Annotated in this window: 15 protein-coding genes, 1 tRNA gene and 1 pseudogene; 13 read left to right on the top strand and 4 right to left on the bottom strand. The window is 63.6% G+C overall.

The window, feature by feature from the left end; all coding sequences use genetic code 11:
• Nucleotides 1-56: 56 nt before the first annotated feature.
• The gene (locus AC3EO4_RS22640) at nt 57-1331 is read right to left on the bottom strand and encodes a cysteine desulfurase family protein (RefSeq protein WP_431897584.1); all 1275 of its coding nucleotides are present in this window, start codon (nt 1329-1331) and stop codon (nt 57-59) included.
• A 255-nt stretch (nt 1332-1586) separates the two neighbouring features.
• Here AC3EO4_RS22640 and AC3EO4_RS22635 point away from each other — a divergent pair, with 255 nt between their 5' ends.
• The 5 genes from AC3EO4_RS22635 (at nt 1587) to AC3EO4_RS22615 (ending at nt 7936) form a co-directional block, all read left to right on the top strand.
• Entirely contained in the window at nt 1587-3311 is a 1725-nt protein-coding gene (locus AC3EO4_RS22635) for a DEAD/DEAH box helicase (RefSeq protein ID WP_431897582.1), read from the top strand.
• Nucleotides 3296-5182 carry an ATP-binding protein gene (locus tag AC3EO4_RS22630; RefSeq protein ID WP_431897580.1) on the top strand — a complete coding sequence of 629 codons (1887 nt, stop codon included), beginning with the start codon at nt 3296-3298 and terminating at the stop codon, nt 5180-5182. The genes AC3EO4_RS22635 and AC3EO4_RS22630 overlap by 16 nt, the downstream gene beginning before the upstream one ends.
• Nucleotides 5179-6081 carry a phospholipase D family protein gene (locus AC3EO4_RS22625; protein WP_431897578.1) on the top strand — a complete coding sequence of 301 codons (903 nt, stop codon included), beginning with the start codon at nt 5179-5181 and terminating at the stop codon, nt 6079-6081. The genes AC3EO4_RS22630 and AC3EO4_RS22625 overlap by 4 nt, the downstream gene beginning before the upstream one ends.
• Nucleotides 6082-6273: 192 nt before the next feature.
• Nucleotides 6274-6924, top strand: a complete 651-nt coding sequence (locus AC3EO4_RS22620) for a hypothetical protein (RefSeq protein WP_431897576.1) — start codon at nt 6274-6276, stop codon at nt 6922-6924.
• 118 nt (nt 6925-7042) lie between these two features.
• Entirely contained in the window at nt 7043-7936 is an 894-nt protein-coding gene (locus AC3EO4_RS22615; RefSeq protein WP_431897574.1) for an adenine nucleotide alpha hydrolase family protein, read from the top strand.
• 109 nt (nt 7937-8045) lie between these two features.
• Here the strand turns inward: AC3EO4_RS22615 and AC3EO4_RS22610 are convergent, their stop codons facing one another.
• Nucleotides 8046-8900: a hypothetical protein gene (locus AC3EO4_RS22610; protein ID WP_431897572.1), complete on the bottom strand. Its 855-nt coding sequence runs from the start codon at nt 8898-8900 to the stop codon at nt 8046-8048.
• A gap of 393 nt (nt 8901-9293) precedes the next feature.
• On the opposite strand from AC3EO4_RS22610, the gene AC3EO4_RS22605 reads away from it, so the two are divergent.
• The 3 genes from AC3EO4_RS22605 (at nt 9294) to AC3EO4_RS22595 (ending at nt 14763) form a co-directional block, all read left to right on the top strand.
• Nucleotides 9294-11777: a DUF262 domain-containing protein gene (locus AC3EO4_RS22605; RefSeq protein WP_431897570.1), complete on the top strand. Its 2484-nt coding sequence runs from the start codon at nt 9294-9296 to the stop codon at nt 11775-11777.
• A 108-nt stretch (nt 11778-11885) separates the two neighbouring features.
• Nucleotides 11886-14024, top strand: coding sequence for a zinc-ribbon domain-containing protein (locus tag AC3EO4_RS22600; protein ID WP_431897568.1), 2139 nt, complete (start codon nt 11886-11888; stop codon nt 14022-14024).
• Nucleotides 14025-14679: 655 nt separating this feature from the next.
• Nucleotides 14680-14763: transfer RNA gene (locus AC3EO4_RS22595), tRNA-Arg, on the top strand.
• 89 nt (nt 14764-14852) lie between these two features.
• Here the strand turns inward: AC3EO4_RS22595 and AC3EO4_RS22590 are convergent.
• On the bottom strand, nt 14853-15185 hold the full coding sequence (locus AC3EO4_RS22590; protein ID WP_431897566.1) for a hypothetical protein: 333 nt from the start codon (nt 15183-15185) through the stop codon (nt 14853-14855).
• Nucleotides 15186-15642: 457 nt separating this feature from the next.
• Between AC3EO4_RS22590 and AC3EO4_RS22585 the strand changes: the two genes are divergently transcribed.
• The 5 genes from AC3EO4_RS22585 (at nt 15643) to AC3EO4_RS22565 (ending at nt 20816) form a co-directional block, all read left to right on the top strand.
• Nucleotides 15643-15795 (top strand): hypothetical protein, encoded by a 153-nt coding sequence (locus AC3EO4_RS22585; RefSeq protein ID WP_431897564.1) that lies wholly within the window; start codon nt 15643-15645, stop codon nt 15793-15795.
• A 12-nt stretch (nt 15796-15807) separates the two neighbouring features.
• On the top strand, nt 15808-16476 hold the full coding sequence (locus AC3EO4_RS22580; protein ID WP_431897562.1) for a hypothetical protein: 669 nt from the start codon (nt 15808-15810) through the stop codon (nt 16474-16476).
• Between the two features lie 3 nt (nt 16477-16479).
• Nucleotides 16480-16752: an HNH endonuclease signature motif containing protein gene (locus tag AC3EO4_RS22575; RefSeq protein WP_431897560.1), complete on the top strand. Its 273-nt coding sequence runs from the start codon at nt 16480-16482 to the stop codon at nt 16750-16752.
• Nucleotides 16753-16899: 147 nt separating this feature from the next.
• Nucleotides 16900-17265, top strand: coding sequence for a hypothetical protein (locus AC3EO4_RS22570; protein ID WP_431897558.1), 366 nt, complete (start codon nt 16900-16902; stop codon nt 17263-17265).
• Complete coding sequence (locus AC3EO4_RS22565; RefSeq protein ID WP_431897556.1) at nt 17265-20816, top strand: caspase, EACC1-associated type; 3552 nt, start codon at nt 17265-17267, stop codon at nt 20814-20816. Before AC3EO4_RS22570 ends, AC3EO4_RS22565 begins: the two co-directional genes overlap by 1 nt.
• Before the next feature lie 70 nt (nt 20817-20886).
• On the opposite strand, the pseudogene AC3EO4_RS22560 reads toward AC3EO4_RS22565, so the two are convergent.
• Nucleotides 20887-21183: pseudogene (locus AC3EO4_RS22560) on the bottom strand (phosphorothioated DNA-binding restriction endonuclease); the annotation flags it as partial.
• Nucleotides 21184-21590: the final 407 nt, after the last annotated feature.

The following is a 21590-nucleotide window of genomic DNA, read 5'->3' as shown; positions in this document are numbered from 1 at the left end:
GGAACCTCTCCGTGTTCGATGCGATTGCTCTAACGAGGTGTTAAACGGGGTAACAGTCAGCGAGGGCCATCAGCTTCGGCCAGCGCGGAACGAACCTGAGTCACGGCCCGCACGACAGCTTGCGCCGCGTGCTCAATCTCGGCGTCCGTGGTGGCGTAACCCAGCGAGAAGCGGATCGTGCTGTCTGCAGCCTCCCGGGACAGTCCCATCGCCAGGAGCACGTGACTCGGCGTCGGGGCACCGGATGCACACGCGCTGCCCTCCGAAGCAGCGACGTCGGGCATGGCCGCCAGCACGGCATCCGCTGGCACCCCCGGGAAGGTCATACTCGTTACACCGGGGAGTCGCTGATCCTGTCGGCCATTGATACGGCAGTCAGGCAGAGAACAAGCCAGCAGGCGTTCGAGGCGGTCGCGCAGTGCAGCGACACGCTCGGCTTCCTCACCAAGGTTGCGTCGGGCGGCATCGGCTGCAGCACCCAGACCAATAATCCCCGCCACGTTCAAAGTGCCCGCGCGCCAGCCACGCTCTTGCCCACCACCCGCCAGAAGCGGCCGGTGCGGCAGTGGCGTCCCACGCCGCACATACAGCGCGCCGACACCCTGCGGGCCACCGAACTTGTGGGCCGACAGCGACAGCAGGTCGACATCGAGTTCAGCAACGTCTACAGGCAGGCGGCCGACGATTTGGGTGGCGTCCGTGTGAATGAGGGCGCCGGCCTCACGGGCCGCCTTGGCCACGACTCGAAGGTCGGTTAGGACACCGGTCTCGTTGTTCGCTCCCATCAGGGAGACGACCCCCCCGCTTCGTGTCACGAAGACCTGCTCCAAGGCGTTGAGATCCACCAGGCCGTCGGAGCCGACCTGTAGCAGCACAAGATCCTCTGGTCGCTCGGCGGTCACCATCCGGGCTGTCTCCAGAACAGCAGGATGCTCTGCCGGGCTCGTCACTAGCGAATTTCCAGGTGTGTAGGCAGAGCGGAGGGCCAGGTTGTTCGCCTCGGTAGCCCCGGACGTGAAGATGATCTCGCCCGGTGAGCAGTTAAGCAGATCGGCTAGCTGTCGACGAGCAAGGTCGACCCGATGCGCGGCCTGCCGTCCCGGTTGGTGCATGCTTGAGGCGTTTCCGACCGACTGCATGGCTTCAATGACGGCTGCAGCAGCCTCGGGCCGGATCGGTGCGGTGGCATTGTAGTCAAGGTAGGACATACCCGCCCCATGAGACCTGTTCATCATCTGCCACCCGTCACTTGTGTCGCACATCAATGTACTGCTGGTGGAAAGCTCGTCCCGCATCCGGGTTTCCACCAGGAGCAAGCCGATCTTAGTCATGCGGCAAGATCTACTGCTTGAAATCACTCAGACGCGTGGTATCACAGGTCGCTTACTGAACGAATGTTCTACACCTGGGTGTGGTGCGCGCAGCTCGCCTGCAGCAAGATCAGCCCAAGGGGTCGGGGATTCTGGTCAGAGAGCGACAAATCCCGCCCCTGGCTGAGGTTTTCGCCTAATGGCGCCCCTGTTGTCAGTGCCCCTGATTAGGGTGGTTCGCACGCTGTGACGTTGCGGTGCCTGCACTTTGGGGCGGTGCTTGGCGTGCTCGAACTGGGGGTGGAAGTTCATGACGACTGCGCCGACCGAGGCGCGTGCAGGCTGTTGTCCGCCACGCATCGGGCAGGTGAGTCCGTGACGGCTTGGTCACCGGGGATGTCCTTCAAGGCGCTCCTCGCTGGTGCGCCGGTGTCATACATCCGGGCACATCTCGGCGAGCAGCTGTGTGCCCTGCTCGATCTGATCGAGGGGGGCACAGCGCCAGACGACCGACTGCGGGCCGTTGCCCCGATCGCTATCGACGCCGAGCGCCTGGTCGCTGACGAGGCCGAACGCTCCACTCTCATAGAGATGGTTCCGAGCCCCAAGCAGGCCGAGCTGGCGCAGCGGCTTGGCTCGGTAGGCGATGGGCTGGCACCGCTGGGCTATCTGCGGAGCCTGAAGTGGACGGCGGACGAGCGGCGCGAGCTGCTTGAGTTCTTCGGCTTCACGATCGACCGGGTGCCGTCCCTCCCGCCGGCGTTCAAGCAGGAGGCGGCGCCCGAGTATGCCTTGTTCCCGCATCAGCGTCATGCGGCGGCCCGGGTCAAGGAACTGCTGTACGACGGCTCGCGGCGGACAGTGCTCCATCTGCCCACTGGCGTTGGTAAGACCCGAACAGGCATGAGCCTGATCTGCGATCATCTACGGCAGCACGAACCGACCGTGGTGGTGTGGCTGGCGCACGGGCAGGAGCTGCTGGAGCAGGCCGCCTCAGAGTTTGAACGCGCCTGGGCCAAGGTCGGTGACCGTCCGCTCCCCCTTCTTCGTGTATGGGGCAACGCCCCTGCAGAGCTCACGGGGGTGACCGATGGGCTGGTCGTTCTCGGCCTGGAGAAGGCCGTCTCGACTGTCAAGTGTGATTCACAGTTCCTGGCCACCCTTGCGGCACGCAGCACCCTGACCATCTTCGACGAGGCTCATCAGATCATCGCTCCCACTTTCCAGAGGGTGGTCGATGAACTGACGATCCGCCATGACACTAGCCTCCTGGGGTTGACGGCCACGCCGGGACGGACGTGGGCGGATATCTCCAAGGACGAGGAGCTTTCCAACTACTTCTCCCGACAAAAGGTGATGTTGGAGATCGAGGGCTACACCAATCCGGTGACAGCCCTGATTGAGCAGGGATACCTGGCCAAGCCGCTGATGAGGACAGTGGCCTCTGAGCCGGGTATGCACCTGTCGGCCCAGGATCAACAGCTCCTCGCGCGGTCGTTCGACATCCCGGCCGTGATGATGGCCGAGCTCGCGCGGGACGAGCAGTGGAACCTCAAGATTGTCCAGACAATCATGGAGCTGCTCCAGCAGCACCGCCGGATTCTCGTGTTCGCCGCCTCTGTCGACCACTGCCGGCTGATCGCGGCCGTCCTGTCCGCGGCCAGCATCGATGCTGCGTTCGTGACCGGCGAGTCCTCCCCTCGGCACCGCAGCCAGGTGATCTCTCGGTTCAAGGGGGCCGGTCGGCGCCCCATGGTTCTGTGTAACTTCGGGGTCCTGACGACCGGCTTCGACGCCCCGGCCGCTAGCGCTGCAGTGATCGCCCGCCCGACCAAGTCCCTGGTGCTCTACAGCCAGATGGTCGGCCGCGTCATCCGCGGCCCAAAGGCTGGCGGCACCGCCACCTGCGAGATCATCACCGTCGTGAACCCGGAGCTTCCCGGGTTCGGCGACGTAGCAGAGGCATTCACCAACTGGGAAGACGTATGGGAGACATCGTGACCAGCGACGGCAGCAACTACCGGATCGTCAGTCCCTCGCTGACCGTCAAGGCCATGCGGGACAGCGGCTACAAGAACACTGCCTACGCCCTCGCCGAACTGATCGACAACAGCATCGACGCCAAGGCCACCCTCGTGGAGGTCTTTGCCTGCGAGAACCCCGTGAAAGTGGGCGCTCGGACCAACCACCGCGTGGAGACCATCGCCGTCCTCGACAACGGCCACGGCATGGAGCCGCCGCAGCTGCGGCGCGCTCTGAAGTATGGTGACGGGCAGGGCGTCGACCCCGCCCGCATCGGCCGTTTCGGCATGGGCCTGCCCAACTCCAGCATGTCCCAGTGCACCCGGCTCGACGTCTGGTCCTGGACCAACGGCGCGGGCAACGCCATGCACACATACCTCGATCTCAAAGAGATTGAGGCAGGGCTGATCGACGATGTCCCCGAACCCACATACGACCCGCTGCCCGACTACTGGCGGGACCTGAGCGAGGGGCTCGGTGACACCGGCACGCTCGTCGTCTGGACCAAGCTGGACAAAGTCAACTGGTACGGAGCCGCCGCCACCCTGAAGAACACCGCCGAGCTGATCGGCCGCGTCTACCGGCACTACCTCCACGACGGACGCGTCGACATCCGAATGGCGCCCGTCCGAGAGGGCAAGGTCGTCGACGGCGAATACCACGCCGTCCCCAACGACCCCCTCTACTTGATGGCGCCCACTTCCACCCCGGCGCCGTTCTCAGACAGGCCGATGTTCATGCCTTTCTCCATGGGCAGCGAGTCCGAGCCCGGTGTGACACGCTTCCCTGTGTTCCATGAGGGCAAGAAGCACAACATCACGGTCCGGGCCTCCATCGCTTGCCCAGAGGCACGGCGCGCCAATGTCGAAGGCCAGCCGTGGCCCGACGGCATCAGCCGCACGACCGACCCTGGAACTCTTCCGTGGGGCAAGCACGCCAGGCGCAACGTCGGCATCTCGCTCGTACGCCAGGGCAGGGAACTCGACCTCGACGCATCCTGGGCCATTGGGTACGACCCGACGGAACGGTGGTGGGGCATCGAGGTGGAGTTCCCGCCGGAACTCGACACCATCTTCGGCGTAACGAATAACAAGCAGGGCGCCACTGTCTTCTCCTCCCTCGCTCACTTCGACTGGAAGGCCCACGCCGAGGCCGGCGAGTCTTTCAAGGGGTTCAAGGAGCGCCTTGCCGAGTTCAGCGATCCGGGTCTTCCTCTCATCGACCTCGTGCTCTACCTAGAGGAGAAGCTCCTGCCTGCCATCCGGCGGCAGCTGAAGCAGCAGACGGTCGGTACACGTAAGAGCAATAAGCGGCACGACGATGACGTCGCTTCCAGGGCCACCGACGCCGTCAAGCGCCGAAGCGAGGAGGGCTACACCGGCAAGACGGACGAGCTGGAGGAAGGGGCGACCACCGAGACCAAGCGGCAAGAACAGGTCGAGGCCCTCACCCAGCGGCACCACCTTGACGAGGACACTGCGCAGTCCATGGTCGAGGAGGCCCTGGAGAAGGATCTTCGCGCGCGGTGGATCTCCAGCTTCCAGGACACCTCCGCCTTCTTCAGTATCGACCTTATGGCCGGCATGCTGCAGGTGATCTTCAACGAGAAGCACCCCCTGCACGCTCAGCTGTTGGCCGTCCTTGAAGACGTCCCGGAAGACGCGGACGTGGACGACCTGCGCGACCGGCTCAACCGTGTCGCGGAGACCTTCAAGCTGCTGCTCTTCTCCTGGGCGCGTATGGAGGACGAGACCTACCCCGACCGCGACCGCGAACGCATCGCGGACGCCCGCCGCGAGTGGGGACGGTACGCCCGCGACTTTGTGGACGGGAAGGCCAGCGACGCGTGACCGAGCCCGCCCACATCTGGCGGCAGATCGAAGAACTGATGACGGGCGCCCATGGACGCGTAACCCTTGTGGCGCCCTTCATCAAGCGAGAAGTTCTGGCAGCTGCACTCTCCGCCGTTCCCGCCTCTGTCGAGAGCATCGAGTGCATCACGCGGTGGGTTCCCGAGGAGGTGGCGGCAGGGGTGTCGGATCCGGAGATCATTGAGCTCGCAGAGGACGACAAGCGGCTGCGCATCGCCCTGTGTCCGAGTTTGCACGCCAAGCTCTACCTCACAGGCGAGCGCTGTCTAATCGGGTCGGCCAACCTGACAGGGAAGGCCACCGGGCGGGTCACGAATCCGAACATTGAGATCCTTGTCGAGGTGTCCGCGACACATCCGGAAGTCGGCCGGGTACTCGCCGAGATAGAGGCATACGCGATCGAGGCGACGCCCCACATGGCCGCCCTGGTGAGAAGACAAGCGGAGCTAATGAAGGAACACCGCCCGACTGCCTCCGGCCAGCTACGAGAGGAGGTGCAGCAGGGCTGGTACCCGGTTACACGACGCCCTGAGGCCGTCTACTCGTACTACTGCGGAAGGGCTCAATTCGGGCGATCCATGGAAGCAGCCATCCTGCGGGACCTCGCGTTCCTGGGCGTACCGGCAGGCTTGACCGAGGCGGAGTTCTCAGACTGGGTGGAAAGCCGCCTGCGGGAGATTCCTGCCCTCCGGGCGCTGGTAAAGGGTGATCGCCTGACCAACGTGGACCTGCAGCATGCGCTGCAGGACCAGGCAGGCTTGACCGATGAGCAGGCCAAAAGAGCGACCGAGACCATTGCCGCGTGGCTTCGGCACTTCGGCCGCTTCTACACCGATGTAGGAACGTGGGAGCTCAGGCACGGGCGGGAGCTGTCGTAACCGCCCCCCTGAAGTGACGCCGGCATCGGTACTGAGGTCGACCGCGACCCGAAACCTGATTGATGTTGCGCCGCTGTCGGCCACCCGGCCTGACCCGATGGTGCGCCTAGGATCTGTACGGACAACCAGGTGTGGCGGCAGCGCCACGCCTGGCGGTCTTAGGACAGGAGCGCAGATGTTGGGAAGGTCCTCATGGCTCAAGTGCGGGTCCCGTACCTGCTCGGGCATGCTGAGATCGCTTCCCTTTTCCGAGTTGAGCGCCAAACGTCACAGAAGTGGCGCACAGAAGGCACACTTCCCGAGCCCGACCTAGTCGCTTCCGGCAACCCGTACTGGCTGCTAACGACGGTGCTGCGCATCAGCGGCGTCGGAGACCGTCGAGTTGATGAGGGGCAGCTCGGAGCCTATAAGGCCGCCAGCCCTCACGGCTATGTCCTACAGGATGACGAACAACTGCCTGCCATCCTCGGCATTCAGGAGGTAGGCCGTGTCCTCGGTCGAGATGCCCAGGCGGTTTCCCGGTGGCGCAACCGGCAACGTATCGCCGAGGCGGACCTCGTCCTCTCCGGTTCTCCGCTCTGGCTCTTGGAAACGATCCTTGCGGACGCGCAACGCCGGCAGCGACCCGTCGTCACCGCCGAGATCGCCATGCTGCGTGCGGGACAGCGCGCCCCACAGAAGCCTCGCGGCCGCAGGTCCAGCAATCCCCCCGTGGTACGCCCGCCGCAAGAGCTGCTGCCCGCAGCACGAACGTTCACGAGCGCTGACCAGGCCGCCGCCGTGGAGTTCCTCGCATCGGTACTGGCCCAGGGCTACTCCGTCGTGATCAAGCCTCAGCCCTGAGTCAACTGTACGGTTACGACCCACGCCGCCAACGCCGCCTGCGGCTGGTTCCACTGTTTGTCAACGACGATGAGAGAAACACTTGATAACCTCACTGGAAGTCAATAATCTCTCTCACATGTCGATTCTGCAGCGCGCCCACGGAGCCCATAGCGCCGGCTCAACCGACTCCGACCCCCAGGCCGCTTCCGGCCAGCCGAGCCACACCGCCGTGAAGGTCGTCTCCTTCGGAGGTGGCGTGCAATCAACAGCACTGCTCGTGCTGGCGGCCCGTAGAGAGATCGACTTTCGGACCTTCCTCTTCGCCAACGTGGGTGACGACAGCGAGCACCCGGCGACGCTCGCCTACGTTCGTGAGATCGCAATCCCGTACGCGGCCCGAGCGGGGCTCGAAGTCCAGGAGCTTAGGCGGCGCCGACGTGACGGAACCACCGAGACGCTCATGCAGCGCATGAACCGGCCGGCCACGCGATCAATCCCCATCCCAGTGCGCATGGCGAACGGGGCTCCGGGCCGACGTAACTGCACAACAGACTTCAAAATCAAGGTGATCGGGCGGTGGCTCCGAGAGCATGGAGCCACCGCAGAGCATCCGAGTGCGGTGGGAATCGGTATATCGCTCGACGAGATCCACCGCGCCAACCGGCGCCGACGAGAGCCTCACGAGCTCATCGAGTACCCTCTCCTCGATCTTGGGCTGCGCAGGAGTGACTGCGAGCACATCATCACGGAGGCCGGCCTGCCGGTGCCGCCGAAAAGCTCTTGCTTCTTCTGCCCCTTTCGCACCGTCGACGCGTGGCGGCACCAGCGCAGGCACGAACCCGAGCTGTTCGCCCTGTCGGTGCAGCTTGAGGAGACGATCAACGAACGCCGGGCTGCACTCGGGCGGGATTCCGTGTATCTCACGAGGTACGGTCGCCCGCTCGCGCAGGCGATCCCTGAAGACGGCTTGGCAGACAGCACCGTCGACGAGGGGGATGGTTCCTGCGACTCCGGCTGGTGCATGACCTGAATCAAACCGGACAGGGACAGACGGGGCGGAAGCCTAGCTTCCGCCCCGTGCCTGTTGTTTGCTTCTGCCAGATGCGGAACAGAGCCGACCGCCAGATTGGAGCACCCGGTCAGAGCTCGGGCGGCTCGCCAGGCTCAAGGTGGAGAACCGCGAGGTACTCGCTATAGAGCATCTCTTCATCCACCCACCGACTGCCGCCAGCGCCATCGGGAACCCACCTGCCATCGAAGAGATACTTGTCCTCGTCGAGAACCGCGATGCTCCCTTCGGCCAGCGCTGCCGCCAGCAGCAGCTGGATCCCTAGCATTACAGCCGTGGACGCCTCCCTGGCGGCGCAAATTTCCTCGTGGCCGGTTGCGTGGATCTTCGCGTCCGCGTCGTCGGTCGGCTCGGGGACCCCCGCGAGACCGTGCACCACCTGACGGTGCACGGCGATCGCCTGGGCGACACCGGAGGCGACGGACACGGCGGTATCGTCAGCCCGACCCCGTGCGTGAGCCGTGAGGTGCTCGGCGACTTCGCATGCGTGCAGTGGCCAGACGTCGGTGCGGTGTGATAGCTGGTGCTCCGCCCATTCGATGGCGATAGCGGGCTGAGAGACGTCTGGGTGCAGCACCCTGACGAGCCCTTCGAGCGCCGCCCGGACATAGCCGAGTCGCACTAGGTGCAACTGCCACTCTTCTATCATCTCCGACCAAACGGCGTCGAAGTCGCCGCCGACGGCACACATGCCCCCGTCGTCGTACGACATGTCGAAGGTCACTGTGCGCAGCCCCTGGGCAAGCCGGAGCCACTTGTAAGCGCTCTCCCAACCGGCCTGTTCGGTAGCCCCACCGCGTACGACAGAGGCGTGCTCCACCCAATCGGCGAGCTCACGGACGTGTTCCTCGGGCGCAGCCAGCGCGAGTGCTACCAGCGTGCGGTATGAGGGCAGGCAGACGCCCTCCGTGTGAGTGGTGGTCATAGGGGGAGCGTCTCATGCCCCACTGACAACACCGACCGAGCTGGCGGGCACGTTGGTGTAACGAATCGGCGTGGCCGAGCCGGGCGACCGCAACGTGGATAGGGATGACCTCCGGATTAGCGTCGCCGTGTAGACGCGCCGGAGGTCATGGAAAGTGGGTGTGCAGGAGAGGTTTGGGGGGTTTTGTTCTTTCATCCGCACATTGTGTTGACCGAACACAGTGGAGATGAGAGAACCGAACAGGGTCCGGGTGGATTGGTCCGCCCTAACCAGCCGTGGACAAGTATTATCGACGGTGCTCGATGGCGTCCTCCTGGAGGACGGTGGCGATGACGCCTGCATGGTGTGTCGCATCTAACCTGACCAGCCTGTTGGATTCGGAGGACGGACCCCATGCCCACCCAGGCCAGAGAGATATTTGAGGCGCAGAGCAAGAGCCTCCGTGAGTTGCTGTCGGACAATGGCCTCGGCCTGTACCTGCCGCCGTATCAGCGGCCGTACGGGTGGGGTAAGGACAAGGTCGAGAAGCTGCTCGACGACACCCTTCACGGTTTGAAGAATCTCGGTGAGGCTCCCGACAGCTTCACCTTCCTGGGCACCGTGATTACCATCCACGACGTCAATCACGTTACGGTGCAGCCGATTGTAAAACCGGAAGTGCCCTCCAAGGTGCTCACCGTGATCGACGGGCAGCAACGTCTATCTAGCCTGCTTCTTCTACTCGTAAGCCTTCATAATCTGACCCGCCAGCACTCATGGAAGGTCTTCAAGGGCAAGACACCTGATTCCACGGACACTGCGCGTGCATCGCTCTACTCAGAAACTGTCGGCATCCTGCAGACCCTCAGCACTGCTTTCTATGAGCGAAAGAATTTCGGCGACGCGCCAGTCTACCCTCGCCTGATCCGTGCCTTCGTCGACCAGTGGTCTAAGGATGCAAAGCTCAAACAGTATGAGTCTCCAATTGCGAACCTGATCTACACCTACTCAGTCGAGGCAGACGCAGAGCCCCCGACCGTGAAGCCGACGGACTTCAGGCCGCCGGCGCGTCCCGGTGCGGGTGAAGGCGAGGGCGATCTAATTAGGCGGTTCGGCGAGATCCGTACCGCACTGACCAAGCTCGCTCAGCGCACAGCGATTGAGGAGCTTGAGGATTTGCCGCCGCTCTCGACCTTGGCCAATCAGATCGAGTTTCAGCGCGCGCTGTTCAACCATGAACTCGACCCCGAGCTGTGCAGATGGCTTCGCGAGCTGGAGGATGAGCCCGAGGCTGTCTTGATGCGGCTCGTGATGTTCGCCGCGTACGTCCTGAACCGCATTGCGCTAACTGTGGTGCAGGGCAAGGACGAGGACTATGCTTTTACCATCTTCGAGTCGCTGAACACGACCGGTGAGCCCTTGACTGCCTTCGAGACGTTCTTGCCGCGCGTTGTGATGGCGGAAAAAGTTCAGGACTACCGAGGCTCTGACGCGCACGAGCGCATGAAGGCTGTCCAGAGCTACCTTGACCGATTTGGCGTTGGGGAGAAGCTGCAGAATGCAACCCGTGAGCTGCTGGTGACGTTTGCCCTCGCAGAGACGGCCAAGAAGCTGTCGAAGCGGCTCTCCGACCAACGCGTCTACATGAAGGACACCTTCGACAGTCATAAGGACTCCAGCGATGATCGCGCTGCGTATTTACGTCACCTGAGCGACACGGCGACCTTCGTTGGTACAACGTGGGAGCCGGCGAAGGAAACTCCTCGTCAGCTCGTCGGACTCCCCGCCTCCGCCATGACGGACACGGTCAAGCTCTGTCTAGCGTTCCTAAACGACCTCAACCACACAATCGCCATTGCACCCCTGTTGCGGTTCTACTCCGAGGCCGTCCATGCAGAAGAGGGTGAGGAACGGGACAAACGAATCGCGGAGTTTGAAAAAGCTATCAAGGCGATCACCGCCTTCACGGTTTTCTGGCGAGCGACTCGAAGTGGCACCGGGAACATCGACAGCCAGTATCGATCCGTCATGGCAGGTGACTCGCTAACTGGCATGGGACCTCTTGCGCGGGCCGTGCCGAACTCAGAGCAGCCTAGGCCAACGGTAGACGCCGAAGCCCTGAAGAAGGAGCTCGCGACACGCTTGTCCGATACGGACAAGAAGTACGGCGGTATCCCGAATCTTGCATCGTTTCTGGCGGCGGCAAAATCTTTGCCTCTCTACAAGAACAGCCGACCGCTGACGCGCTTCCTTCTGCTGGCGGCCTACCACGACACCATTGAAGACCCCGATAATCCTGGCCTTATAAAACAGGGAAAGGCGGGCGTGGCTCCGTGCTTCACATCAGATGGCTGGTCCGATGAAACACACTTCACGATCGAGCACATCGCTCCGCAGCAAGCAACCGGTGGATGGGATCAGGGCTTTTACAATGAGAAGGGGATCGCCGACAAGATCGTTCACAAGATCGGCAACTTGGTCCTTGCGCCAGGGGCTGCCAACACGTCGCTGAGTTCGCGACCGTGGACCGAGAAGAAGGTGCTGTACGCGGCACTTGGTGCTACGACCACCGAGGAGGCCAAGACCATTCTCAACGATTCGGGCTTGGCGTTCGCGCAGTCGACCGAGGAACTGGCCCAGATGTCTCGTTACCTGCCGCACCTGCGCGCACTCGGGCAGCGTGATGACGAGTGGGACCCGGATTTCATGGATCGGCGAGCTGAGGTTCTCCTTCGACTCGCCTACGCACGGCTGAAGGACTGGCTCGGCATCGCGTGGTCGGAATCGACGACTGATCCAGTGGTCCGCCATGTCGATGACGAGGTTGAACCTGTCGAAGATGACGACTCCGCGGAGAACACCTCGGGCAGGCAGCCAGCGCCTGCCCGCTCCAGCTAAAGCGACGCCCACGCCGTCCCAGCGCGTTAGACAAGGATCTCCGATTCGCGCTATCCGGTCGTGCCGTTGTCGGCGTAGTGCGTGGGGCTCGCCGTAGAGAGCACTCGCATGACTGAGAATAGTGCCCGCAAGAAGGCGATTCACGACCGAATGGAAGCGACAGGCGAGAAGTACAACGTGGCCAATCGCCACTTGGAGACGGATCAGGCATCACGATTGGAAAGCGCTGCCGGTGCAGCCATATCAGCGGACTGGCCTCGGGAGCCAAGTCCGCTCGATCCCGGACACGGCACGCAGGCAGATCGACTGCGGGTGCTCCAGCAAATGCGCAGCTTCTGGAATGAGACCAGTCGTGGGCGGCGCAACCAGGTAATGGCGGAACTGAAGGTGGCACGTGCCTGTCAGGCAGAAGTGAATGCCTTCTGGGACCGACATAAAGCCACGGTCAAAGAACGGTGGGCCAAGAGAACAGGGAGCCGCGGCGAGACCACTGTGGCCGACATCCCAGAGGTTGCCGGGCAGTGGCACTCCGGTAACCCCGGCCGTCCTGACACTGTTTCGGCAAGTACCCAGAAACGAGGGACTAGCCCATATCTGTGGCGCTGCCCACTTGGGCAGGGACACCCAGCGTGGCCTGCATGGCCCAAGGACCGGATCCAAGCCGGCACACGCTGCCCGGCCTGCCAGCAGTTAATCAAGCTCGCAGATATCCCAACACTTGCAGAGCAGTACCGCGGGCCGATTCCTGTAAAAGAAATCACTTACGCCTCCCATGACAGGGTGCCCTGGGTGTGCCAGACCTGGGCCGTCGAACCCCTGACAGGACGGTGGTACAAGGTCGAGCACCATTACAAAGCAGTGATCAAAGAACGAGCACTACAAGGAGATGGTTGCCGAGTTTGTGCCGGATATGTGATCGATGACACAAACTCTCTCGCGACATGGTTCGAAGAGATTGCCGATCAACTCGACGATCCCAACATGGATCCGCATAAGCTGCCGACCAGCAAGCATAGTGCCTCTCGTAGCGACCTGACCGAGAGGGAGCGTGGCGACGTTTATGCCACTCTGCCTTGGCAGTGTCGGCATGGCCATCAATGGATGGCAACCGTCCTTAATCGGGTTCAGGGTGGAAACTGCCCGAAATGTTCAAGGTCAGGGATATCCAAAGAGCAGGTACGTCTAGTCGCGGAACTTTCGGGCCTCATGGACTATGTACCGCCTGTGCCGCCAGATCCGCGCCTGCTCGCGGGCGTTCCTGACTTCGCCTCCCAGCAGATCCAGATTCCCCGGCGGTTTAAACCGGCACACTGGCGCTACAAGGCGGTAGAGATCGACGCCGTTTTCCGTCTCAAGCACAGCGGCATGCGGATCGGGATTGAGTATGACGGCTCCTACCATCACTCCTCAAAACTACGCAACCGCCAAGCGCGCGAGAATGAAAAGGGCCAAGTCTTGGTCCAGGCTGGACTCTTGGACCTGATTGTCCATGTCCGCGTAGGTGATCTGCAACCGCTAGTGGCACCTCACGCCTTGAGCGTCTCGGTACGGGAGCAGTCCACTCCCTACGAGCAGGCATGCGCTGTAGCTTTCTCGCTCGAAGCCCGGTTTCCTGGAGCTATCTCAGGTCTCGGCGATTACCTTGCCGGCGGACGACCGCAGCGACAGGGCCAGGCGGATGAATACATAATTGCGACGTGGGGAGAACTCCATCCGCCAAGGCCTAAGCGTGAGCGGGCCGCACCCCAGCCCCGTAAGCTTAAATCAACTGAGCCACATCCGGACAGTTTGTTGGCCGCCATGAGCGAGCCCTATCGTAACCCTTCACGACCTGATCAGATTATTCGTGACTACCGCTGCCGATGCGGCGCGACAACCGCTGCTGTCCAATCCCAGGTAACGTCAGGAAACACCCGCAGTTGTGGTTGCCTGCAGGACCAGGTTAGGCGAAAACCGCGCCCCATCATTTCTCGAGCCGACACCTCGGCCGCTCGGGAATGGGCTCGCAGCCTGAGAATCATAATCGGTGGCAGTGGGCGAGTGCCCGATCAGATAACCGCCTCCTACTGGCTGCATCGGGCAGGTTATCTGCAGCTGCTTGGGCCAGATCTCCTCCTACAGGAGAAACTCGTCAGAGAATGGGCACAGAAAACCGGCCAACCACTGGGAGCCCGTGGCCGAGTGCCGGGGCAGTTGTGGATCGGCTACGCCCGCGACTACTTGAAGCGGCAACGGCCGAACGAGTAAAACCCCGGCTGAGATGGTCCTGTTGGACCTTGGATCCCTCGCCCACCGACCACAGTGTCCACAGAACCGTGAGGTCGTTTCCCGTTGCTCTCGGGTCGGGCAATATGCGTTACTGTCGCCGTCGCCAAGCGAGGTCTCAGGAGGCTACGCGAAGCTTCCAGTCCTCGGGCCTGGTGGGCCCCTGCGGTCCAGGTCCACATGGCACCGGACGACGAGGGTGGGCCGCCGAACGGGCTGCTGTAGACCAGTGTGTCCAGACGCGACCTCGCTGCAAGATCGACAGGCGTGGGGAGATTGAGATCTTGTTTCGTGAGTATTCCGTGAGAGGCTGTGATCCAGCGAGGAACCATGACAAGCCGGAGGCGTACGGCCAGGTCAACGGCCGGACTGGAGAGCCAGCCGGGTGGCCGAGGAGCACGGCGGAGAACACCCAGGTCTATGTGGGTAGAGCCGCAAGAAGGCGCACGACAGCCGAAATGTCTCGTAAGCGGGCTGGGAATCATCGGCGGGCGCCGAATAGTGCTTGAACTGCTTCGGTTTCCCTAGGTGTCGGAGGGTGTCGAGACGGACGCCAAGCAACATGGTTGGGCTGGCGATCGCGGCAGGGATATACGCGGGATGATCTTGAAATGTCCACGCATCGTGGAAGCCATTAGCCCAGCTCAAGCCGCCTTGAGAGACGGAGTAGCCTCCACTCTCCTAAAGCGGGGTGTCGCATGTTCGAATCATGCCGGGGGCACTTCTCTGACCAGAAACCCAGGCTCTGATCTGGGTTTCTTTATGATCGCGTCCGAGTTGATGTAGGCAGCGATGTGCCGCTGTAGGCAGTCATGTGCCAGTGCTCGCGGAATATACGTGGAATGATTTTGAGCGGGTTTCCGCAGGTCGCCGGGCAGAAATGACGAAGGCCCCGACCGCAGCCGGGCCCCGTTCCGCGAGTACGCCTGGGCCAAGGCCGGCGTTCGGATCGGCGGCACCGCGGAACGGATGGTTGGAGGCGGCCCGGATGCTGACCGTGCTGGGCGGCTCGAAGAACCACACCTGCGGTATGGCCAGCACCCACCGGACAGCACCGATCTCCTTGCCTTTCGCCGCCGCCCTGTGCTCGAACGCGATCGCCGTATCCCGGTCACGCAGGTAGTCGTAATCGCTGAGCACCAAGCTGAGCACCAACGTGCGCCCGCCCGCTCCGCGACGATCGTAGGGCAGTCACGCGCCACGATGTTCTTCTCCAGCCGTCTGACCACGTCGAAGAGCAAGTCCGCTGTCTCCGCGTTCATCTCGCTCTCCTTCATCCGGCTGTTATCCGGCGGTCATCCAATTCCGGTGCATGCTGCTCGTGCTCTTGACCACGGCCGGATCGGCCTCCTCCGCCGGCCAAATCTGCAGCAGATATCGGTCCAAGGGCTGGCCATCGTCGCCGCCGTCGTGGCCGCGGTCCATCCCGTGAGCGTGGCAGTGCAGACGGTACCAACCCGGACCGCAGGCAGCTCCGGAATCATATGGACGTTCTGGCCTCCCCATTCGTGCAGCGAGACGCTTCCTGCCTCGGACTCGAAGCTGACCTCCACGATGTCCTCGTACCCGTCCAGCTGTGCAACAGGTTCCGACTGCCACCATGGCCGTCAAACTCACGGTTCCGGTGTGCGTGCCAGGAAAGCATGAACTCAGCCGCCAGGCAGGCTTCACCGAGCTGGCCCGGGTGATCCGCCAGCCCGAGGCGGGCGGGCGCTTCCCCGGCGGCGCGGTGCTGGCGTGCAAGTCCACATGACCTCTGGCCGCAGTGATCATCGGCGTGAACAATAGCCACGTGAAGGCATATGTTGGGGTAGCGCATCACTACTGGTACCGCTTCCTGGCTGCCCGGCCTACCCTGAACGAGGTCAACTTCTGGCGCCCCTCCGGCGTGCGGGAGTCTCGCGTGCTCAGCCACGGCGAGCCGTTCTTCTTCAAGACCCACCACCCCCACAACCAGGTGGTCGGCGGCGGGTTCTTCAGCGGGTTCGCACCGCTGCAGGTCTCGGAGGCGTGGGAGTTCTTCGGCCAGGGCAACGGCACCGAGAGCCTGGCGATTATGCGCGAACAACTGAGCAAATACCGCTCCCGGCCGATCGCGCCCGTGGAAGACCCGATCATCGGCTGCGTCATCATCCGCGACGTCTGGTTCTTCCCCGACGACTGCCTCGCCCCGGCCCCGCCGGACTTCGCCTCCAACATCGTCCAAGGCACAAGCTACGACCTGGCCACCCACGCCGCCGCGCCATACTTCCACGACCTACTGAACCGAATGGGACTCGGCGCTGACCTCGACCTGTCCGAACTCCGGCACCGCGACGGCCCGGTCTTCGGTGACCCGCGTCTGGCACCGCGGCGCCTGGGGCAGCAGGCCTTCCGGGCCGTGGTGCTGCATGCCTATGAGCGGCGCTGCGCGATCACCGGCGACAAGATCTGACCCGTGCTGCAGGCTGCGCACATCCGTCGGCTCGCCCGCGGCGGCGAGCACCGCCTGGACAACGGTCTGCTGCGCTCGGACGTGCACACTCTGTTTGACCGCGGCTACCTGGCTGTCGACCTGCTGGTCCGCCCCCGACTGCGCGAGGAGTTCGGCAACGGCAGGAGTTCTACCGCCAGGCCGGAACCGAGATCGCCGTCCCTCATCGGCTACAGGATCGGCCCAATCGAGTCGCCCTTGAATGGCATTCGGGCGAGAGTCTTCCAGCGAAGCTGAGCTGCGAGGGAGGTGATTCAAGCCCCCATGAGCCCCGGAGTCCGAATTCAGGACGCCACCGAGGTGACCGCTGACATTTCTGCAGTCGTAAGTATTTGTGGTCCTTTATCTTACAATCATGGTTCCCCCTCCAATGAAAGGGAGTCCATGACCCGGCAGTTGCGACTGGAGATTCCGGACGACGGCGATATTCTCCGCCAGGAAAGCGAGCTTCGTTCCCTCCGAAAAGCGCTGGACGGAATCGACGGGGTCGAGACCGGTCCGATAGATCTCGCCACAAATGCGACACATGGCACTAAAAGCAATCCACTATGGGCAGACACTGCGTTCTGGCTCGTTGTGGCCGGAAGCGCCACCAAGCTGGCGACGACCGCGATCCGGGAATGGGCTGCGGCTCAGCGCGGCAGGAAGGTGCGAGCGACCCGAGGTGACGAAAGGCTGGAAATCGACGGCAAGCTGGATGCCACTACGGCACAGGCATTAGAACGTTTTCTCGGAAAAGGCGACTCGTAGTGGCCAGGCGGGCGTTTCTCATCGGCACCTCCGTCTATTCAGACGGCGCCTACACTGCACTCCCTTCATGCGTCGCCGATGTGTGGCAGCTCAAGCAGATTCTCGAACAGCCCGCCATCGGCGGCTTCGACGAGGTGCGGCAGGCGCTGGATGCGCCCGCCGACCACCTGCGGTACGAGATCGTAGAGTTCTTCAGCCAGGCGGACCCAGGCGACCTCGCTCTCCTCTACATCACCGGCCACGGCCTGAGGCTGACTCGGAGCACAGGCGAGTTCTTCTTCGTCACGACCGACACCGACCACCAGCGGATCGAGGAGACCGCTGTCGGCGCCTCCTACGTCAACGAGCAGTTGGGGCTCTGCCGCGCCTCCCAGAAGATCGCCATCCTGGATTGCTGCCAGAGCGGCGGCTTCGTTCACGGATTCACAACCAGGGACACTAAGTCGGCCGACTCGGCGATCCCTCTGACCAGCCACGGCGTCTATGTGCTGTCGTCCTCTGGAGCTGGCCAGGCTTCCTTCGCCGGCGAAGATTCCAGGCCCTCGGTCTTCACGGAAGAGATCGTCAACGGGCTGCTCACCGGCCAGGCCGATCACGACGGCGACGGGACCGTCTCGGTGGAAGACCTGTTCCATCACGTGAGCAGCCAGCTGAAACAACGCCCCTTGGCCGCACCGCAGACGCCGGTGAAGTCAGCTCACGGCGTGACAGGTCAGATCAACGTCGCCCGATCAGCGATCGGGCGATCGCTTGAACTCCAGCCGCCAACGGCCTTCGGGCACAACATCCCCAAAAGCGAGTCTGTCCGAGAAGGTGGCAACTGGCCCGCGCTCATCAGTTACTACCGTTCGTGCCTGGTCTCAGAGGCCAGAACCGTGCGGCCGTTGACCCGGCGAGACGTGGTCAACGTGCCAGGCCAGGAGCGGCTCCTCTGCGGGGATTCCCGTACCGACCTCCCTCCCGAGACGAAGGACCTACTGGCCCAGCAGCCGGGCGATGAACTCTGGTACGGCTACCCGACTGTGGTGATGTTCCGGGACAGGTACGGCAGAACCCTCACCACGCCGACGGTCGCGCCACTGATCGTGCGGCAGGTCGACATCGTCGATCAGGAACTGGTGGCCTTCGGCCCGGCCATGCCGAACCCGCAGTTGATCGCCGGCCTCCTGAGCGAGGAGGAGGCCGAACACCTCGTGGCCACCTACCGGCCGACCTGGCACAGCGGACACTACGCCGAGATGGTGAGAGATCTTCGTCACCATCTGCGCGAGCTGGGTGTTGATTGCGTGGAAGAGCTCCGACCAGAGCTTCTGGCGTCTGACATCGACCAGGACACGCCCACCAGTGGGGCACGCAACGCAGCCGTGCTCTTCACGCTGAAGCCGAACGAGAGCACGATCCGGCAGCTACTCAATGACCTTGACGATCTTAAAAAGAAGGCCGCCGAGATCCCCAAGACCGCGTTGGCCGGTCTTTTCGACCCTCCGATCGAGACACCCCGTACCGACTGGCAGTTGGTGGCCCCTCTACCACTCAACGAGGGACAGGAAAACGTGGTGGCCTCAGCGATGCGTGAACGGCTCACGATCGCGACCGGACCTCCGGGCACCGGAAAGAGTCAGCTGGTCGTGGCCGCCGTGGCCACGGCAATCTGCGCGGGGCAGCGGGTCCTGGTCGCCTCCAACAACAACCAGGCCGTCCAAGAGGTCTGGGAACGATGCGAACGGCTGGCGCCCAGCGCGCTCATCCGGAGCGGCAACCGCAAGATGCGGGAGGAGGAAGGCAAAGGGCTGCGCCGGCTTCTGTCCCTGACCAGGCCCTCCGCCGCCAACGCCACCACCATCGCGAAGTTGGCCGCCGCCCTCGACAACCTTCGAAGAGCCCGAGCCGTACTCGCGGATATGGCGGCCCTGGAGCGCGATCTCCTCCAGACCGGACAACACCGCGAGGCCACCCTGTCCGAGCTCGGCTCCTCTCCAGGTGAGCTACGCGGGTCATGGGAGGCGTTGGAGCGTCGGGCATCCAAGGCCGCGCGAGCCAGGCTGTTCGGCGGCTGGCGGCGGGCCTACTTGTTCCGCCGGATACGCCTTGCCGTACCCGCCGGCAAGGCCGCTTGTGAAGCGCTCGCCCGCTACGCGGCGGCCCAAGGCCGCTGGGACAACCTGATCAAGCAACTCGGCACGCGCGAAGACGCCGAAGCCCTCGTCACGGGCCACGACGCCGCTTGGGAACGGGTGACCCAGGCGTCCCAGGCCCGGCTCCAGTCCGAGATCGAGCTGGCGAGCCGGCAGGGACGTGAGCACATCGTTGAGCTCCTCCAAGCCTCTGGGCAGGGCGGCAGCGACTGGCGAGAGCTCCTCCGGGCCCTGCGCCACGTGCGGGGCTGGGCCGTCACCAACCAGTCCGCCCGACGCCTGCCCCTCAATCCGGCGCTTTTCGATCTGGTGATCATCGACGAGGCCAGCCAATGCTCCGTTGCCGGAATCCTGCCGCTGCTGTTCCGCGCCCGCCGAGCCCTGATCATTGGCGACCCCATGCAACTCGCCCACGTCTCCGCCCTCCATCCAGCCCAGGAAGCACGCAGCGCACGACTCTCCGGACTCCATCCAGCCTGGTTGGAGGAACACCGGCTCACCTATCACCGGCACTCGGCCTTCCACGCGACGTCCACCGCCGTTGGCCATCGACTGCTGCTCGACGAGCACTACCGTTGCCACCCGGACATCGCCGAGGTGTCCAATCGGCTCTTCTACAACGGGCGACTGACCGTGCTGGTCGACGTCCACGGGCAAAGAAGCCTGGGCCGTCCGGCCATCACCTGGATCGACATTCAAGGCCGAGCCCAGCGCGGCCAAGGCGGATCCTGGCTGAACCAAGAAGAAGCCAAGAAGGCGGCGGAGGTGGCCAAGCACGTCCTGCACATCCGGAACGACATCAGCGTCGGCGTGGTCACTCCCTTCAGCGCCCAAAGCGAACTCCTGAAACACCATCTCGCCGGAGACGACCGAGTTCGCGCCGGGACGGCCCACACTTTCCAGGGCGGCGAACGCGACGTCATCGTGCTCTCCCTGGTCGCAGGCGAGAGCACGAGCCCGAACACCGTGATGTGGTTGAACCGCCAGCTCAACCTCTGGAATGTGGCCATCACCAGAGCTCGCGCCCACCTCGTCGTCATCGGTGACCGGTCTTTCTGGAGCAAGCAGGGCGGCGTGGCCGCCGAGTTGCTCGCAAGCTCCGACGGCGCGACCGACGTCCCTCCCGACCCGATGACGATCAAGCTATATGAACACCTCACCGCACACACGTCCCCGGATGTCGAGCTGAACGTACGGCTGGACGGATACCAGGCCGACGCGACGTACCACGACGGAACGCTGGCCGTACTCCTGGATCGCGGGGCGCCGGACGACGATCTCGCCAAGCATCTTCGCGTGCAGTGCACCCGCGCGCGGTTACTGGCTAATCCCTCTACCGGACGCCGGAGTGTCCGCCTCCCCGCGTGGCAGCTCTTCGACTCACCTGTCGAGGATCATGGTTCTCGGGCCACCTAAACACGAACACCGGCTCATTGTGATTTCCGACCGTCATCCGGGGAAGCCCACTCAACCCTGGATGCGGCACTCAGCCATTGCGGGACGGTAGGCGGAAGACCTGACGACCGTGCCAGTCGACGTGTGCGGCCTCGAACCGTTCCATCCCGGATTGGGGCCCGCGCACGGGCCGTCCGGCCAGGGACAGGACCATGTCGCGGGCCGCGGCCGTCCGGCCGACAAATCGGGCCGACACGGTGATCGTGCGGTCGGCGGTCAGGCCGAGCACGCCCTTGTCGAACAGCTTTCCGAAACACCTATCAGCCGCGGGTAGTTGGATCCCCCGTTGGAAGAGGTTGGAGCAGGTGGCAGGACCACAGCAGGACCACAAGCAGTCCCCGTCCCGCGCGGGCGGGACAGGCAAGCGTACGCGGCCGGCGCCGTCGGTGAAGTACCAGGTGTTCGTTGAGGTGCTCACCGGGCAGAGCACGCAGGGCGAGGCGGCCGACAAGTACGGCGTCAACCGGATGACAGAATCAGATCTGCAAGACCGCCAAGCAGGGCGCGCTGGCGGGCGCCTCCACGGTCGGCCGTCCGGGCGAGAGCCCCGAGGCCGTCGAGTTGGAGGTGGCGCGCAGGGAGATCGAGCGGCTGCGGGCCACGGTGACTGAGCAGGCTGTCGCGCTCCACCTGCACCAGGGAAAATCGCTTTGGGGCTGAACTCCGGCCTGGTCCCGCCGCGAGTCGACGCCTGCGTCAAGGCCGGTCTGCTGGGGCTCGTCACGCACGCGGCGC

The sequence above is a fragment of the Nonomuraea sp. bgisy101 genome, assembly GCF_057708945.1.
Note: the sequence above shows the minus strand (reverse complement) of the source record. Positions and strands in the feature narration are given on the sequence as shown.

Excerpts from the sequence above, each read along its gene's own strand:
- AC3EO4_RS22640 (WP_431897584.1), bottom strand. The coding sequence starts at position 1,331 with ATGACTAAGATCGGCTTGCTCCTGGTGGAAACCCGGATGCGGGACGAG.
- AC3EO4_RS22630 (WP_431897580.1), top strand. The coding sequence starts at position 3,296 with ATGGGAGACATCGTGACCAGCGACGGCAGCAACTACCGGATCGTCAGT.
- AC3EO4_RS22620 (WP_431897576.1), top strand. The coding sequence starts at position 6,274 with ATGGCTCAAGTGCGGGTCCCGTACCTGCTCGGGCATGCTGAGATCGCT.
- AC3EO4_RS22615 (WP_431897574.1), top strand. The coding sequence starts at position 7,043 with ATGTCGATTCTGCAGCGCGCCCACGGAGCCCATAGCGCCGGCTCAACC.
- AC3EO4_RS22610 (WP_431897572.1), bottom strand. The coding sequence starts at position 8,900 with ATGACCACCACTCACACGGAGGGCGTCTGCCTGCCCTCATACCGCACG.
- AC3EO4_RS22605 (WP_431897570.1), top strand. The coding sequence starts at position 9,294 with ATGCCCACCCAGGCCAGAGAGATATTTGAGGCGCAGAGCAAGAGCCTC.
- AC3EO4_RS22600 (WP_431897568.1), top strand. The coding sequence starts at position 11,886 with ATGACTGAGAATAGTGCCCGCAAGAAGGCGATTCACGACCGAATGGAA.
- AC3EO4_RS22585 (WP_431897564.1), top strand. The coding sequence starts at position 15,643 with ATGGCCGTCAAACTCACGGTTCCGGTGTGCGTGCCAGGAAAGCATGAA.
- AC3EO4_RS22570 (WP_431897558.1), top strand. The coding sequence starts at position 16,900 with ATGACCCGGCAGTTGCGACTGGAGATTCCGGACGACGGCGATATTCTC.